The 15900-nt window shown below is 47.7% G+C and carries 13 protein-coding genes and 1 rRNA gene; 8 read left to right on the top strand and 6 right to left on the bottom strand.

What is annotated here, in order from left to right; genetic code table 11:
* Positions 1 to 618 precede the first annotated feature (618 nt).
* The 4 genes from tpiA to F1593_RS01210 form a co-directional block, all read right to left on the bottom strand.
* Positions 619 to 1413: a triose-phosphate isomerase gene (tpiA, locus tag F1593_RS01225; RefSeq protein ID WP_172631775.1), complete on the bottom strand. Its 795-nt coding sequence runs from the start codon at positions 1411 to 1413 to the stop codon at positions 619 to 621.
* Between the two features lie 107 nt (positions 1414 to 1520).
* Positions 1521 to 2714 carry a phosphoglycerate kinase gene (locus F1593_RS01220; protein WP_149399513.1) on the bottom strand — a complete coding sequence of 398 codons (1194 nt, stop codon included), beginning with the start codon at positions 2712 to 2714 and terminating at the stop codon, positions 1521 to 1523.
* 108 nt (positions 2715 to 2822) lie between these two features.
* Positions 2823 to 3836, bottom strand: coding sequence for a type I glyceraldehyde-3-phosphate dehydrogenase (gene gap / locus F1593_RS01215; protein ID WP_149399511.1), 1014 nt, complete (start codon positions 3834 to 3836; stop codon positions 2823 to 2825).
* 647 nt (positions 3837 to 4483) lie between these two features.
* Complete coding sequence (locus F1593_RS01210) at positions 4484 to 5935, bottom strand: pyridoxal phosphate-dependent aminotransferase (RefSeq protein WP_172631774.1); 1452 nt, start codon at positions 5933 to 5935, stop codon at positions 4484 to 4486.
* A gap of 268 nt (positions 5936 to 6203) precedes the next feature.
* Between F1593_RS01210 and F1593_RS01205 the strand changes: the two genes are divergently transcribed.
* From F1593_RS01205 to curA, 6 genes are all read left to right on the top strand, one after another.
* Positions 6204 to 6950 carry an SDR family NAD(P)-dependent oxidoreductase gene (locus F1593_RS01205; RefSeq protein WP_172631773.1) on the top strand — a complete coding sequence of 249 codons (747 nt, stop codon included), beginning with the start codon at positions 6204 to 6206 and terminating at the stop codon, positions 6948 to 6950.
* Positions 6951 to 7199: 249 nt separating this feature from the next.
* Entirely contained in the window at positions 7200 to 8330 is a 1131-nt protein-coding gene (locus tag F1593_RS01200) for an outer membrane protein assembly factor BamB family protein (protein ID WP_149399506.1), read from the top strand.
* Between the two features lie 421 nt (positions 8331 to 8751).
* On the top strand, positions 8752 to 9009 hold the full coding sequence (locus F1593_RS01195) for a hypothetical protein (protein WP_149399503.1): 258 nt from the start codon (positions 8752 to 8754) through the stop codon (positions 9007 to 9009).
* Positions 8999 to 9352, top strand: a complete 354-nt coding sequence (locus F1593_RS01190; RefSeq protein WP_149399500.1) for a rhodanese-like domain-containing protein — start codon at positions 8999 to 9001, stop codon at positions 9350 to 9352. The genes F1593_RS01195 and F1593_RS01190 overlap by 11 nt, the downstream gene beginning before the upstream one ends.
* Positions 9353 to 9421: 69 nt before the next feature.
* Positions 9422 to 10192: an enoyl-ACP reductase FabI gene (locus F1593_RS01185; RefSeq protein ID WP_149399498.1), complete on the top strand. Its 771-nt coding sequence runs from the start codon at positions 9422 to 9424 to the stop codon at positions 10190 to 10192.
* A gap of 179 nt (positions 10193 to 10371) precedes the next feature.
* The gene (gene curA / locus F1593_RS01180; RefSeq protein WP_149399496.1) at positions 10372 to 11373 is read left to right on the top strand and encodes an NADPH-dependent curcumin/dihydrocurcumin reductase; all 1002 of its coding nucleotides are present in this window, start codon (positions 10372 to 10374) and stop codon (positions 11371 to 11373) included.
* 90 nt (positions 11374 to 11463) lie between these two features.
* On the opposite strand, the gene F1593_RS01175 is transcribed toward curA, so the two are convergent.
* Together F1593_RS01175 and F1593_RS01170 are read right to left on the bottom strand one after the other, a co-directional pair.
* Positions 11464 to 13119: a trypsin-like peptidase domain-containing protein gene (locus F1593_RS01175; RefSeq protein WP_149399494.1), complete on the bottom strand. Its 1656-nt coding sequence runs from the start codon at positions 13117 to 13119 to the stop codon at positions 11464 to 11466.
* A gap of 138 nt (positions 13120 to 13257) precedes the next feature.
* Positions 13258 to 13818: a GNAT family N-acetyltransferase gene (locus F1593_RS01170; protein ID WP_149399492.1), complete on the bottom strand. Its 561-nt coding sequence runs from the start codon at positions 13816 to 13818 to the stop codon at positions 13258 to 13260.
* Between the two features lie 261 nt (positions 13819 to 14079).
* On the opposite strand from F1593_RS01170, the gene F1593_RS01165 reads away from it, so the two are divergent.
* Both F1593_RS01165 and F1593_RS01160 read left to right on the top strand, forming a co-directional pair.
* Positions 14080 to 15018 carry a LolA-like protein gene (locus F1593_RS01165; protein ID WP_149399490.1) on the top strand — a complete coding sequence of 313 codons (939 nt, stop codon included), beginning with the start codon at positions 14080 to 14082 and terminating at the stop codon, positions 15016 to 15018.
* 716 nt (positions 15019 to 15734) lie between these two features.
* Positions 15735 to 15900, top strand: a 16S ribosomal RNA gene (locus tag F1593_RS01160); the annotation flags it as partial.

Below are 15900 nucleotides of genomic sequence, written 5' to 3'. Positions count from 1 at the left end.
TCTTTCCACATGGAATGTGGATAACTATGGTATATGTGGATAACTTCTCCACATTTCTCGCGGGAGGTGAACATAGATAAAAATATGAGGGTAGTAACTATATTTATGGACGGTGAATTCTATACGTAGAAATGTGGAAAAGTTATCCACATTGTGGATAAAGAATTTGATAGTTAAAAATAGGGGCCAAAAAATCTCTCTATGACCGGATTCCAGAAAAACGGTAAGCTTATGAAGCTGTTTCTATTCCCTATGGATGTGATTTGTTCCAGAAGGCTTTGAGAGGCGGTAGAAGGGCATTCTCCTGTCTTCTTAATATATCTTAGCGGCAAAGCGGCTGAAGGCCATTTCTCATGGCTCTGAAGAGTACTCTTTATGATGCTTTAAATTTGCTTTATAATGTTATCTTTAATAAAACTTGTGTAAATTATAGAGGTTGCTAGCAGTGCTATAGCTTATATTTTCTTGCAATCTATACCGATATATTCCAGATACAAAATACCCTTTATTTGTGTAACATCATTGATGCAAAAAAACATGCAAAATTCTTATACATATGTTTTACTCTAGCTAAGCCGAAGAATATGTTCCTTCTTTCACTTAGCTAAAGTAATCTTATTAACTCTGGTACAAGTTGGCTGTCTTTTGTAAAATTTCAGCGAAGTCGGACTTGATACTAGAGCCGCCAATCAGCGCGCCATCGATATCGGCATAGGCTATGAAATCTGCTATATTGGCACCTGTGACGCTGCCTCCATAAAGAATGTGGATAGTATCGGCGGCCGTTTGACCATACATAGCTGTATAAGTGTGGCGGATAAAGTGGATCACTTGATTGGCCCCTTCCGCGGTGGCTGCTTTACCTGTACCGATTGCCCAGATAGGCTCATAGGCAATCACAATCTGTTTAGCTTGTGTTGCGTCCAGGTTAGCCAGGCTGTGTTGTATTTGCGTCTCGATAAACGAATGTGTCTTGCCTGACTCATACTGTGCTAGATTTTCGCCTACGCAGATAATGGGACGGAGCCCGTGATTGAGGGCCGCTAAAACTTTCTTATTGACCAGCTCGTCGTTTTCATGAAAATAGCCACGGCGTTCGGAATGACCAAGGATAACAGTGGTACAGAGTTCTTTTACCATCTCTGGTGAAATCTCGCCGGTGAAAGCTCCCTTCTCCTCAAAATACATATTTTGAGCTCCCAGTTCGATATGAGGTGCAGGCATAGCTTCCATCACTTCATGAACCGCAGCCAGTGAAATAGCGGGGGGACAGATGATACTTAAAACGTGGGGGTTGGCTCGTGTAATCTTACCAAGGGTTGGTAAAATGTTTGAGGTAAAGCTGGCAGCCTGTTTGGGGCCAAAATTCATTTTCCAGTTGCCGGCGATAATAGCTGTACGTGCTATAGTCATATATTGCTCCTTTGCTTCTATATGTTAAAAAGGCGGCCAGCATGCCGGTCGCCCTTCTTCTTTGTTATGAATAATGGGAATGACACTTCATTGTATCATCTTTGAATTCAGGCGTCCTGTAACGCTGCTACTCCAGGCAGGACACGCCCTTCCAGGAATTCCAGTGAGGCCCCACCGCCAGTAGAAACGTGAGTCATTCTATTGGCGGCCCTAGCCTGCTCGACGGCCGCCGCCGAGTCTCCACCACCGATAATGGTCGTGGCTCCCTGGCGGGTACGTTCGGCCAGGAGATCGATGACTGCATTGGTACCTTTAGCGAAGGCAGGCATTTCAGCCACACCAAGGGTTCCGTTCCAGATGATCGTCTGAGCGCTTCCCAGAGCCTGGCGGAACTTCTGAATGGTTGCAGGCCCAATGTCCAGAATACGCCAGCCCTGTGGCACGCTATCAGCCGTCACAACCTTGTGATCCGCATCCGCCGCGAAACGATCAGCAATCACCACATCAACAGGGAGAATAAACTGTTTATGCTTTGTCTGGGCCTGTTGCAATAGACTTTTTGCCTCAGTCACCTTGGCTTCCTCAAACAGGGAATCCCCGATCTCAAAGCCCTGCGCCTTTAAGAACGTATTAGCCATACCACCGCCGATCAGAATAATGTCAGCGATATTGATCAAGCGTTCCAGGACAGCGATTTTATCCGAAACCTTTGCACCGCCAACCAGGGCTGCAAAAGGACGTTTAGGATGTTCCAACACGCTACCCAGAAACGTAATCTCTTTCTCCACCAGGAAGCCAGAGACGCCGGGTAGTGTATGTGTTACTCCCTCGGTGGAAGCATGGGCGCGATGGGCGGTCCCGAAGGCATCATTAACATAGAGATCGCCTAAGGCTGCCAGTTGACGTGCGAACTCAGGATCGTTCTTCTCCTCTTCTTTGTGGAAACGGAGATTCTCCAGTAGCAAGACCTGTCCTGGCTGTAATGCACGGGCTTTCGTTTCAGCTTCAGGACCAACCGCATCGTTTGTTGTCTCAACTGGACGCTTGAGTAACTGGCTCAAACGTTGGGCGACCGGTGTCAGACGCATTGTCTCAACGACCTGTCCTTTGGGGCGACCCAGATGTGACATTAGAATGACCGAAGCTCCACGGTCAAGTAAATACTCAATAGTTGGTAGAGCGGCGGTAATGCGATTGTCATCGGTAATATGTTGTTTGGCATCCAGCGGAACGTTAAAATCGACACGGACCAGCACCCGCTTGCCAGTAACATCGATATCGCGTATCGTTTTTTTGCTCATGGTAGTGTCCTGTAACTATCTCTGACAACAGGTAAGATGCCAGAGAAACAAAATGGCGTAGTTACACAGATTTTTGTGTGTAACATACGCCATTCATCTGGTCTAAATTTAGAAGCCTTTGTTCGCAATAAAGGCGGTCAGGTCAGCAACGCGGTTCGAATAACCCCACTCGTTGTCGTACCAGGCCAATACCTTGATCATATTGCCGCCCAGGATCATGGTTGACTGGCCATCTACAATGGACGAGCGGCGGTCGCCACGGAAATCAACGGAGACCAGAGGCTCATCGGTATAGCCCAGGATACCCTTGAGGGAGCCAGCGGCGGCTTCTTTGAAGGCATCATTAACGGCTTCCACTGAAGCCTCTTTTTGGGTAGTAATCACGAAATCCACTACTGAAACAGTAATAGTTGGAACGCGCAATGACATACCATCGAAGCGGCCCTTGAGTTCAGGAATCACCAGAGCCAATGCGCGGGCCGCACCGGTTGTGGTTGGGATGATACTGTTGCCAGCAGCGCGGGCACGGCGCAGATCACTGTGGACCTGATCGAGGATGCGTTGATCGTTTGTGTAAGAGTGAATGGTATTCATCAAGCCGCGCTCAATGCCAAAGGTGTCGTTAAGGACTTTAGCTGTCGGGGCCAGGCAGTTGGTTGTACAGGAGGCATTCGAAATAATATTGTGTTTAGTTGGATCGTAAACATTTTCGTTCACACCAAGCACGACTGTGAGGTCCTCACCTTTGGCCGGGGCAGAGATAATGACTTTTTTCGCGCCACCTTTTAAGTGTGCCGAAGCTTTTGCAGCATCTGTGAACAGACCGGTAGATTCAATGACAATATCGACACCCAGGTCACCCCAGGGGATTTGGGCAGGATCACGTTGGGCAATCACTTTAATCGTATGACCATTGACAATCAGCGAGTCTTCTGTGGTTTCAATTTCGCCGGGGAAATGGCCGTATGTGGAGTCATATTTCAATAGATGGGCATTGGTTTTGGTATCCGTCAGGTCGTTTACTGCCACTACCTCGAGCTCGTCCGAATGATTTTCCAGAATTGCTTTGAGGGATTGACGTCCAATGCGTCCGAAACCATTGATGCCTACGCGGGTTGCCATAGCATTTTCTCCTTATTGTGTGTTGTAACCCTGTATACAATTTGCCCATAGTGAGTAAGTTGTTGTCTCCTTACTCTGCTAATCTTTTCATCTCATTATGGTGTACCACTCATAGTCGGCCACAAATCAAAAATGGTTGCATCATCGGAACGTTTGTATGTGCCACGGTCTTTTCACAATACAGCCGCAATGGGTCGATCAGCTCATGTTTAAACCCTGAGACTATGCCGAGATGAATCGCTGGCGCATTTCGACCTTGAAATACTCAATGAGGGTTGTCCGGTAATGCTGCGCTCGTACTTGGGAGAATGCGCCCAAATAGTTTCCGTCCCCTTCATTTCAACATTACAAGATTAACACCTGACAGCGAAACTAGCAATATGTCTAAGTGGAGATTTTAATGGGCAAGACGAATAGCAGTGTTTCACGGCTGTGTGTAAAATATCTATATGTCTATCAACTTAGCTGATTTTTAGAGTAGATAGCAATAAAAGCGGCATAATATTGCTGATAGTTTGATAGGGAGATACTCTCATAGCGATATAATGTGTTCCTGGCGCTTGAAAAAGACTCACGCGCCCAGGGAATGCCATTTTTGTGATGCACCCCTCAACGCGTGAGAATGTTGATTTGTAGTGAAACCGATATTATGCAGGATTAACAGGGATTACGCCGATCGAGAAACGGATATATTCATCATCGTAGCCGAAGCCAGAGCCTGGAACCCCGGCGATGCCGGTTTGTTCAAAGAGAGAAAAGGCATCAATGCCATCTTTGAGCTTGCTCCAGTTATAGACGGTGGCATCATCATCCACATAAATTTCGTCGAAGAGTTGATATTGTTTATCGATCATCTGCAATTGAGCAATCAGGCGCGCACGGCGTAGATGGTAGAAAGCGCGTAGTTTTTCTGTCAGCCAGGGGCGGTCCTGGAAGAGGCGGTAATAAGCCATATAGCGCAGTTGCCATTCTCCCGGCAGGGCTGCCAGGCCATTGGTCCAACTCACTGCGATAGCGGCTGCGACTGTAGGATCACCACTGGTTACCCAGCCAAAGCGTTCACCGGTGAGCGTATGGGTTTTTGAGAAGCTACTGACAAAGATAGTATTATGCAGCACATCTGGCGCGGCGAAGGTCGCCATGCGGGCACGATCCTCTTCAGGTTTGCCGGTGCCGATATAAGCCAGATCGGCGATAATATAAATCTGGCGATCCTGTTCCCGATATTTGCGTAGTACTGCATGCAGAGCGTTTAATTCTTCGGCCGAATAGGAGAAGGCCGTAGGATTATTTGAGACTGTCAAATAGAGCACGCGGATATCTGGTGCGCTGGCAAGCGCCGTATCCAGTTGTGTCGCGGTGATTTTAAAGCGCTGTTCAGGCAAAGTTTTGTAGCAATGGATATGATAGCCATAGCTCTGGGCCTGCCATTCCGGGACGTTAAATCCGGGTTCGGGAAACAAGATACCCCATTCTGTGGTGCCTTGCGTACGATAAATATGGGCCAGGCCACGCAAGACATTATCGATACCGTTCATTGCACCCAGGCTAAGATTGACATGTTGAGCTTCAACCGGGATGCCCCATTTTTGCATCTCTTCAGCCATCCAACCGCGCAGTACTGGATTACCAACGCCGTAGATATCATAGATGCGTGGATCATATCCCTGACTGAGCAGTAGTTTTTCACATTCAAGCATTTGGGCACGTAGCCAATGATAGGTCTCACCGTTCGCCGTATAGCCATTGAATTGTGCGCCGGGGAGAGCAATACCTAATTCATCGGCCAGGGTTCGATAATCCAGCGTACTCCCTGCTTCGCCTTCACACTCGGTTACCAGGCGCAGATCGATATCGCCAATCGTGCGATTCACAATTTCGGCATCAATGATATCCTGGTCGATTTGTTGGTGACGGCACTCCTCTTTTAACTCAGTAACGATTCGGGCCATCACACGAATGGGACCGGCTCCTTTTTTGATATGTGGACGATAGCGGGCGAGAATCTCACTGCGCAACTTGCGGAGAAGTACACGTTGTTCATCACGCGGCAGAACTGATGAGACAGATGAATCCGAGGAAGTAATAGATTGGCTCATACTGGTAGTTTTCCTTTCCATATGCGCAGCTCCGCGCTCCACTATCCTGATTTTTCATGTGAAAGCTAGATGTCCCCATTGACCAGCTTGATCTTAACAGTGTAACACTAATAGAGAGTCGCGGAAAGATCTATCTGTGGGATCGGGATAACTGTGCAGTTTTTTCACAGTATCAGATATGCAACCGCGCTACGCTGGAAGGTAAAATAGAGGAGAGACTATAATTGATAGAGAGCGAAGCGATAGTATGGACAAGGAAATTGCGTGTATGTTTCAGGATAAAGCGGTTGTTATTACTGGCGCTGGCCGAAGTATTGGCCGAACGCTGGCCCTTGGTTTTGCGGCTCAGGGGGCGATAGTTTTAGCACATTATGGACACGCCAGACAGGGTGCGGAAGAGGTTGTGCGTCAGATTAACGAACAGGGAGGGAAAGCATTTTTGGCCGGAGCTGATCTCAGCCATCCAGAGGAGGTGACAAAGTTGGTGGAGGAGGCGCATCAGTTGCTGGGACCAATCGATGTCTGGATTAATAATGCTGGCGCAAGCGCCAATTCTGCGGAAACCAGAGGCATGAGTGAGATAGAAATTTTTGAGCGCATGATGGGCGTTGATGTGCTGGGTACCTGGCGTTGTTGTCGCGAAGCTGAGCCATATATGCGTGATGGTGGTTCTATCTTGACGACCGGTTGGGATCGCGCCCTGGATGGAGCTGCTGGCTTACCTAATCAGATGTATGCTATGAGTAAGGGAGCGATCATGTCTTTGACGCGCTGTTTGGCGGCAGAGTTTGCTCCGCGTGTACGGGTCAATTGTATTGCGCCAGGAAGAATTGAAAATGAATGGGCTCAAACACTCTCTGAAGCTTCACGGCAGCAGGCAGCTCAACAGGTGCCCTTACAACGTTGGGGCACGCCTGAAGATATTTTGAATACGGCCCTCTTCCTGTCCTCCTCCTCGGCTTCGTTTATGACCGGTCAGGTATTGTTGGTCAATGGAGGCGAGATCATGCGCTAACCTGCAAGGGCAATACCGCACAAAGAATGAGATTATGATGGAGAACTGTAGGTGCGTGCCGAGGTCGCAACCGAGGTGCGCTTTCTCGTTCATCGTACGACCCTCTCCCCAACGCTGACTAAGCCGATTGAAAGAGATACCAGTGCGGCCATGTAAAATGGCTTGATTTGCGACGCAGTCTATCTTTAAAACAGATAGCCATGTCGTGAACAACATCGAGAAGGGCCAGTAACAAGTGAGTATGTTTTAATGGAAAAACTTCTGGCGAAGCGAGCTCGTACATCAAGTAGTGGTATCTATTTGGCCTGGCGCTCGCTGATTTATAAAATCAATATGTATGACCAGACACTACTCTGGCAGCAGCCAATCGAAGGATTAGGTCCAACCATCTGCGTTGAAGGAGATATTGTGTATGCATATTCGGCGCAAGTAGAAAGTTTTGTGTATGCTTTCCAGAGCAGTAGTGGTGTGCCGCTCTGGACCACGGTTGTCGCCGCCTATGAGGTAGACAATGGAATTCAACTGAACGAATTGTTGGCCCTCACGGTCGTTGAGGATACCGTCTATGTGCTGGCGCGCTGTGGTAGCATTTACGCCTTATCCGCCAGCACCGGCGAAATCTTATCATATTGTGAGACAGAGCAGGTGGACGAAATGAATCTTGGCACACTCGGTCTGCTTATAGTTGATACCATACTCTACTCGGCCCACTTTCATATCCTCAATGCTATCGATAGCAAATCGTCGCAGGTGCGCTGGCAAACAGCGCTTCCCAAGGGTCAAAATGTTTTGACCCTCTCTATGAGCGGAGGCCGCATTTACGCCAGCGCCGATAAAGATCCTGAGGGGAGCTATATCTATGCCATTGCCCCCGAAAATGGCACCTGGTATTGGGCATCGCCACTCCTCGCCGATCCTATTTTTGTGCAGCCCCTTTATAGAGGTGAATATATTTTCTGCACTGGCGCAACCACCATTTACGCCCTGGCTGCCAGAGACGGCCATGAAATCTGGGAACACCATGTTGGTGTCACCAACTATCACCCATCTTGTAGCGAAGGAGAACATCTCTATATCTGTTTGCGAGGATCTTATCAGCGAGCTGCCGAATCCCTCTGCCAGGAAGAAGAAGGAACGCTACTGGCCTTAAATTTTGTAGACGGCGCACTTCATTGGTCACGCGCCATTGATTTTTATCCCACGATGTTTCACGTGAAACGTGGCATCTTATATGTCCGCGCTGAGAATCGCGGTGATCTCTATGCCTTTGATGCTGATAATGGTGCCAGCCTCTGGCACGTCGATCCAGTGATAAACGAAGCATCCGAAAATTTTATGATCAAACCTGGCTTCGGATCGGAGCTTATCGTCATCCCCTGATAATGAGAATGTTTATCGTGTAATGTTTCACGTGAAACATTGCCTCCCAATAGAAAATCCAACCAGCAAAAAGTTAACAATCCCGGCATTGATCCCATCGTGACGATGCAACGGCCGGAGAAGGCCCGAACCCTTGCGGTCGGGTTTTCTGGGCTGTACGATACTCTTGTCCGTAGGTTCATCCGTCCCGCATCATGCCAGCGAGCGTTGGGGCGAGAGGGTGGTACGATGAAGGGAAAGGTGGGACTCACGTGCGTTCGTGCCGCATCTGCGTGTTTCTCAACAATGTTTCACGTGAAACGTTGATTTTGGCGGGAATCTGTGGGCGGCCATTTGCCCTTGCCCTCTCTTGTCGAATTTGTTACACTGTGATGAGGAATAAAAAACGAATAGTATACGTAGGACGAAAAGAGGTGTGTCTATGCGAGCCGTTGATGATAGCAGCCCGAAATATGCTGCTGTTATGCGTGTCTTGCAAGCCTGGAAACAATTGCCTGAAAGCGATGTCTCACGCATCCTACATACTTATTTCCTCACGACCGACGATTTCCGCGAGATGGAAGATCAGGGGCTTCTCACCATGGCTTTTATTGGTGATGAGTATATGATCACCCCCACCTTGCTAGGCCGTCTCTGGCTTGAGCAATACGAAACGGGAGAATCTAGCAATGGCAAATAATTATGACGATGATGTGTTACCATACGAGACAATCGGGACCGATGATGCGAAACGTATGGTAGAAGGCGGCACTCGTATTATTGATGTGCGTACCACCGATGAATGGAACTATGGACATATCGCGGAGGCATCCCTTGTTCCTATTCAGGGCATTTATACGTTTGGAAAGGCGTTGCAAGAGCAGAATTTACCACTCGATGAGGATGTCATTTTCGTGTGTGGGTCGGGACAGCGTAGCGCGACTGCTTCCGAAATTGCCTCTTTGCTGGGATTTAAAAAAGTATACAATCTGGCTCGCGGCATGAATGGTTGGGTGAATCGTGGCTATCCGATTGAGCGTTAAGCTTTGATTGCTGGATAGATTGTGTGACATCATCATGGATTGGTGTCTTTCGAGAAGGAGATTACGAAGATGCCCTTATTAGAAGGCAAAAAAGCCCTTATTTTTGGCGTTGCTAACCATCGCTCAATTGCATGGGCGATTGCTCAGGCCCTGGCTCGCGAAGGCGCTCAGCTGGTGTTAACGTATCAGGAGCGTATGGAGAAGTATGTCCGCGATTTAGCCGCGAAGATTCCTGGTACCGAGCTGATTCCTTGCGATGTTCAGAGTGACTCAGATCTCGATGCGGCGTTCGCAAAAGCTGGCGAGCTTCTCGACGGTCGCCTGGATATTCTGGTTCACTGCGTCGCCTTTGCTCCCGCCAGCGAGCTGGAGAATCCTTTCCTTCAGACAACCCGTGAAGGCTTTCATACCGCACTCGATATTAGCGCTTATTCATTGGTTGCTCTGGCGAAACGTGCTGAACCTTTGATGAAGGAACATGGCGGCAGCGTTCTGGCTCTGACCTATATGGCCAGTGAGCGCGTGATGCCGAAGTATAATGTTATGGCTGTGGCTAAAGCCGCCCTGGAATGTAGTGTGCGCTATCTGGCCTTTGAAATGGGCGAACATAATATTCGTGTCAATGCTATCTCGGCTGGCCCATTAAATACTCTGGCTGCACGTGGCGTTTCTGGCCTGTCAGGATTCCGTGAACAGGTTGCCCACGTTGCTCCCCTGCGCCGCAATATCGAGCAGAGTGAAGTCGGAGATGCCGCTCTCTTCCTGAGTAGCGATCTGGCTCGGGCTATCACAGGCGAAATCATGTTCGTCGATGCCGGTTATAATATCATGGGAGCTTAGCTCTTCCGACTCGACATCTCTTTGTACCCATCCAGACGAGTGGACGTTCAGTGCTGAACGTCCACTCGTCTTTTCTTTATAATTGGGAATTGGCTGTTAGAATGAAATACAATAAGGCAGCCTGGTGTTATGCCTTTAGGGTTTCCTACTGGTAATAATAGTAAAGGATAATAAAGATAATGGCAAAGAATAAACAAGTTCTCTTTGCTAGCCGCCCTCATGGCTGGGTGCAGGAGAGTAATTTTAAGATTGTTGAAGCCGAGATTCCCGCATTGAAAGAAGGAGAGATCCTGGTAAAAAACCTGTACCTTTCTCTTGATCCCTATATGCGCGGTCGCATGAGCACGGCTAAATCGTATGCTTCGGGTATGGAATTGAATGATGTTATGATAGGCGGCACGGTCGGTGTGGTGGTGGATTCGAAGAATCCAGATTTTAAGGCTGATGATCATGTGCTGGGCTATCTCGGCTGGCAGGAATATGGTATCTCTAACGGTAAGGGTTTGAATAAAGTCAACGTTTCTGAGCGGGTTCCTGCCTCTTCTTATCTGGGTGTGCTCGGCATGCCTGGCCTGACTGCCTGGGTGGGCTTGATTGGGATTGGCAAACCGCAAGCTGGCGAGACGGTGGTTGTTTCGGCTGCTTCTGGTGCAGTCGGTAGTGTGGTTGGTCAACTAGCTAAGGCTCACGGTTGCCGCGCCGTTGGTATCGCTGGTGGTAAAGCGAAATGCGATTATGTCGTCAATGAGTTGGGTTTTGATGCTTGCGTCGATTACAAAGCCGGTCATCTGGCTGAGGATCTGACGGCTGCCACCCCTGATGGTATCGATGTGAATTTTGAGAATGTTGGCGGCGAGATTATGGATACGGTGTTCACCCGTCTGAACCCTTTTGCTCGCATGCCGTTGTGTGGATTTGTATCGCAATATAACTCGACCGAGCCATATGGTATCAAAAACTTTGGTGCATTATTGGGAAGTCGCGTAAAATTACAGGGCTTTATCGTTGGCGAGCATACCGACCTCTGGCCTCAGGCGATGCAGGAGTTGTCCCAACTCGTTGCTGCGGGCAAGCTAAAATATCGCGAGAGCGTGGCGGATGGTCTGGACAATGCTCCTAAAGCCTTTATTGGCATGCTCAAGGGTGAGAATTTTGGCAAGCAGCTCGTTAAGATCTCATAAGAACTGCTCATTGCCTTACAGCAGCATAATGCAAAAAGAAGCGATCCTCCCGAAGAAATTTTCTGGGAGGATCGCTTCTTTTTGCATCTGTCAGGACTGAGTTGGCGCTAGCTCACCACAAATGCTACAGAAGCGCGCATTGGGACGATTCATATGTCCACAGGGCCAGACTTTGAGTGCCAGGGTTTCTTGTCCTACGCCAGGAGTTACACCGCTGACATTGACCGGTGGATTCACACCATTCGCGGCAGGGATCGACGGTGGATTTGACTGCGCACCAGGCAGGATATCCGGTTGTGCCGCAGTTGCATTCCTACTATTTGTCGATGCTTTCTTTTTACCCAGGATTTTTCCTGGTTTTCGCTTTTGGCGGAGCGCCATTCCAAAGAGCACAATTGCCAGTAACACCACGACGGCAATAGCGGCGATGGTGGCTGCCATTGCTTGCCAGCTAAATGGAGTGGCGGCTGTGCCCTTTGCTGGTGTTGTATGACTGGCAGCGGGCGTTGGTGTTGCAATGGTGATTGCCGCGCCAGAAGTTTTTGCTTGCGTCTGAGCATACGCCTCTAATGGCTGTGTCGCTTTGAATAATGGATAGTTTTTGAGAAGCTTCGCAAAATCTTGTTGGGCGCTCTGCCAATGTCCTGTTGTGCTGGCTGCATACTCATTAAATGCCTGACTCCACAGTTTTTCCTGGGTGCCAGGAGCAGTATTCAGTTTCAGACTTTGAATCATTGTTTGGGCGCTACTGCTAGCCTGCAAAAAGCTGGTACCATCGAGGCCACCGGCTGAATTTGTCGTACCAAAGCTCACAATACCCACAATATTTCCCTGATTATCCAACGCCGGGCCGCCGCTATCCCCATGTCCCACATTGCCTCCAACCTGGATCAAAGGAGCTCCTGTGCTACTCGTTTTCAATGAACTGACATAAATCTGATTGAGGGATGGGGTCAGCAGTCCGTCGGGAGCCTGACTGATGTCCGCATCGCCTGGAAATCCGATGATCGTCAATTTGTCCTGTGAATTAACATTGGCGGTGCTGCTGATCGGCGCGCTTAACGTATCGGTCAGCGGTACATGGATAATCGCGGTATCCTCCTGATTGGGGGGACTTTCCTTTTTTATGCTATCCACATTGATGCCAATGCCAGTTGGCAGGCTTTTAAAATCCTGTGCGTTTGTCTTGCTGGTATAAGCAGTGCTTAAGAATACCGAGCTGCCAGGCTTCTGATAATTTGAGGTTGACTTGAGTTGTCCACTCGTCAGTTGTTGGACAACCTGATCTTTTGTGATTTGTGTGCCACCATTCAGGTTGTGTTGATTCATATAATCAGCGATATTCTGGGCCGCCTGATTATAAAGAGCTGTGGTCAGATCCTGTTGCGGTGGACTGACAACATGATCAGCCGTCAGGATATCACCCTGGCTCGTGATAAACGTCCCAGTGCCAGATAAATCAATTTCATAATTACTATTGGTCGCCTGGGGAAAGGTAACATTATTTGTAGCCGAAAATTGAACTTTTAGTTGCCCATTAACCGCTGTGATGATACGGACGACAGCTGGTTGAGCTATATCTACGGCCCGGATTGTAGGATCAGTAACGTTGCCTCCCGGTGTACTATCGGCAAACGCAGGATTACTCCCGGGAAATAAGATAGCAAGTATGCCTGCCAATATCAATACATAGAATATGGCGCGCGCGCTACGTCTATTGAAAATGTGGCTTTGTCGTTGGTGCATAGATTTCTATTCCATCCCTATCTATAGAGATAGAAAACGTTCTGATTACACTCTATCTCTTTACAGCAACATTACTTACGTTTTGAGATTGGCAGGGTTGTACAGTACTGTATAGTTTGAGTCACTCTGTAGATTGCATTATTGTTGTGCTCGCCATTCTCTTTCAAGGAGACCGAATAAACGCAATCCAATATAGCGGTTATTGAGCCGTTCCGCTTCGCGAATAACGCCTTCTTGAACAAAGCCCAGGCGTTGTGGAATTGCTGCACTGCGATGATTATCGATTGCAGCACGAATTTCCACCTTATTCAGTTTCAATTCATCAAAAGCATACGCGATAAGAGCTTGACAGGATTTCGTCATGATGCCTTTGCCCTGATAAGGTTCAGCGATCCAATAACCTATTTCTACTTTGCGATTAGCCCAATCAAATAAATGATAAGCAATGGAGCCCACAATCTGGTTGCGATACCATATCGCACAGGTGATGTTCTGATTGTCCTGAAATTGTGAATTACAGATGCGAATAAATGCCCGCTCATCTTCCTCTGCTTTCGTATAATCCACCCAGGGTAACCATTGCCGGAGATAAGCACGGTTAGTATCGATCAGTTGAAACAGTGCTGTGGCATCCCGTTCGTCTGGTAATTTCAATTCGATGTCATCATCAATGCGTAAATAGAATGCTTTTTTGACCATAGTCTGAGCTCTCCAATAATAATTATTCGTGTATTTGATCACGCTGGACCGGAAAAAAGGCAGTATCTCTTCCTATATTATCACGCCACTCTATATACTCTGGCATTCTGCTACAGCTTTTCCTGACAGGTTTTTCTGGATAGCTTTAATTAGGTGCTAAAACCCCTGTAAACCTGAAACTCTTGGAGAGTATAGATGCGTATTCAATAATAGCAATGACATTTTTACATAATTTATTAGTATATAAAAAGGAGTCTTATCATGAAAGTCTTGAAAAAATCTTCTTTCATGTTCCTATTCATAGCTCTGTTTGCTCTGATGCTAAGTGCATGTAGCCAGGTAAATGTTGGCTCAACCAGCGGCAAATCGGCCAGTGATCTTACACCGTTACAAGTATTGCAGAAAAGCGCCGATGCGATGAAGAGTCTTAAGTCAGCGCATTTGGATCTAAGTTCTAATTCAAGTGTCCAGGCAGCCAGCACCGGGCAGGCTACGACCAAATCTAGCCCATCACCTCAAGCACTCAATACAAATGTAACCATAACCGGTTCTGGTGATGAAGTTTTACCTGATCAGTCACAATTAAATCTAAATATTAATGCAGCTTCGCAGAAGAGTAAGCACTCTGAAGTCGTTAAAGGCGACAATGCATACATCCAGAATGCCCAGGGCAAATGGTATGTTATTAATAAAAAACAGTTTAACACTGGAAACAACAATGTCTTCTCCGGGGCGACGTTGGATCAAAAAACTTTGATTGGTTTAATCGAGAACGTCAAACTTGTTGACCACCAGACCGAAACACTCAATGGTGTTAGCTTACGCCATCTGACTGCTACCCTGGATAAGACCGCGCTGAAGCAACTGCTTACATCCAATCCTCAATTGGCAAGTTCTTTTGGAGGGCAGCAAAACCTTGATTCCGTCCTGAACAGCGCCAAACAATTTCTGGCTGTGGTGGATGTCTGGGTTGATGAGAACAAATTCTATGTTCAGCGCACCAAACTCAATCTTAATCTGGTAATCGACAGCAGCTTTTTGCAGATCACCACAATTCCAAAGGTACAAGCTTTTATTGCTAAGACATCCCTGAGCACAACAATTGATCTGAGCAAGTTTGACCAACCTGTTACGATCACTACGCCTGCGAATGCGACCCCTATCACTGATACAAAAGGACTGATGGGATTAGGTCAATAGAACCATACATCGCTAAGCTAGTACCTATGTTCTGGTAGTGTGAGCACATAAATTGTAGAGAAAGCCGGGTTTCCATGTTTTTCAATATGGAAACCCGGCTTTCTCTACAATTTATAAATTTCGTACTAAAAAGTATTGACAAGCGAATCCCACTGTGGCATAATCAGCGAGCTGTCGAAACGAAACAATCACACCTTCCTTTTTGAAGGGATTGTGCTCCTGTTTGTTCGAACATCCTTTGTGCCACGGTAATGTGGCTCCTCTGAGATTATGCATCTCTCACGCGCTTCCCAACCTGGTTGAGATTGCCGGGAGCTGTTGGCTCTTTTTTTCGGATCGTCTCCCTGCTGGAGACAGCACGAACGATGAGCACAATGAATTTCAGCGCAGGCGCAAATTCCCCTGGAAAAACGCTTGACAAACCACAAGGGATATGCGATACTACGGGAGCTGAAGCGAGCGAACAGAAAAACACGAAACGCTTGCCTTACAGACAGATGTACCTTGACAACTGAAGAGTGGAAAGCAGAACAGTAACTGGAACTATACAAAGAAAAATTTATAGCTCCTGTCAATTCAGTCTTGGATATGCAGCAATGCATAGGTTAAGACAACAACATAATCTGCGAACAAATGCCATGTTTTTGTAACTTGGCCATGATCGCTTTTCGCATGCAATTGACTGATGCTCGTTGAGTATCTGTTATATATAAAATTGGATGGCGAGTTTGATCCTGGCTCAGGATAAACGCTGGCGGCGTGCCTAACACATGCAAGTCGAACGCTCTTCGCAAGAAGAGAGTGGCGGACGGGTGAGGAACACGTGGGCTATCTACCCCCTGGTGAGGAATACCGGCGAGAAATCGCCGACAATACCGCATA

The organism is Dictyobacter arantiisoli (genome assembly GCF_008326305.1).
Lineage (GTDB): Bacteria > Chloroflexota > Ktedonobacteria > Ktedonobacterales > Ktedonobacteraceae > Dictyobacter > Dictyobacter arantiisoli.
The sequence above is the reverse complement of the archived record's forward strand: the minus strand, read 5'-3'. Positions and strand labels throughout refer to the sequence as shown.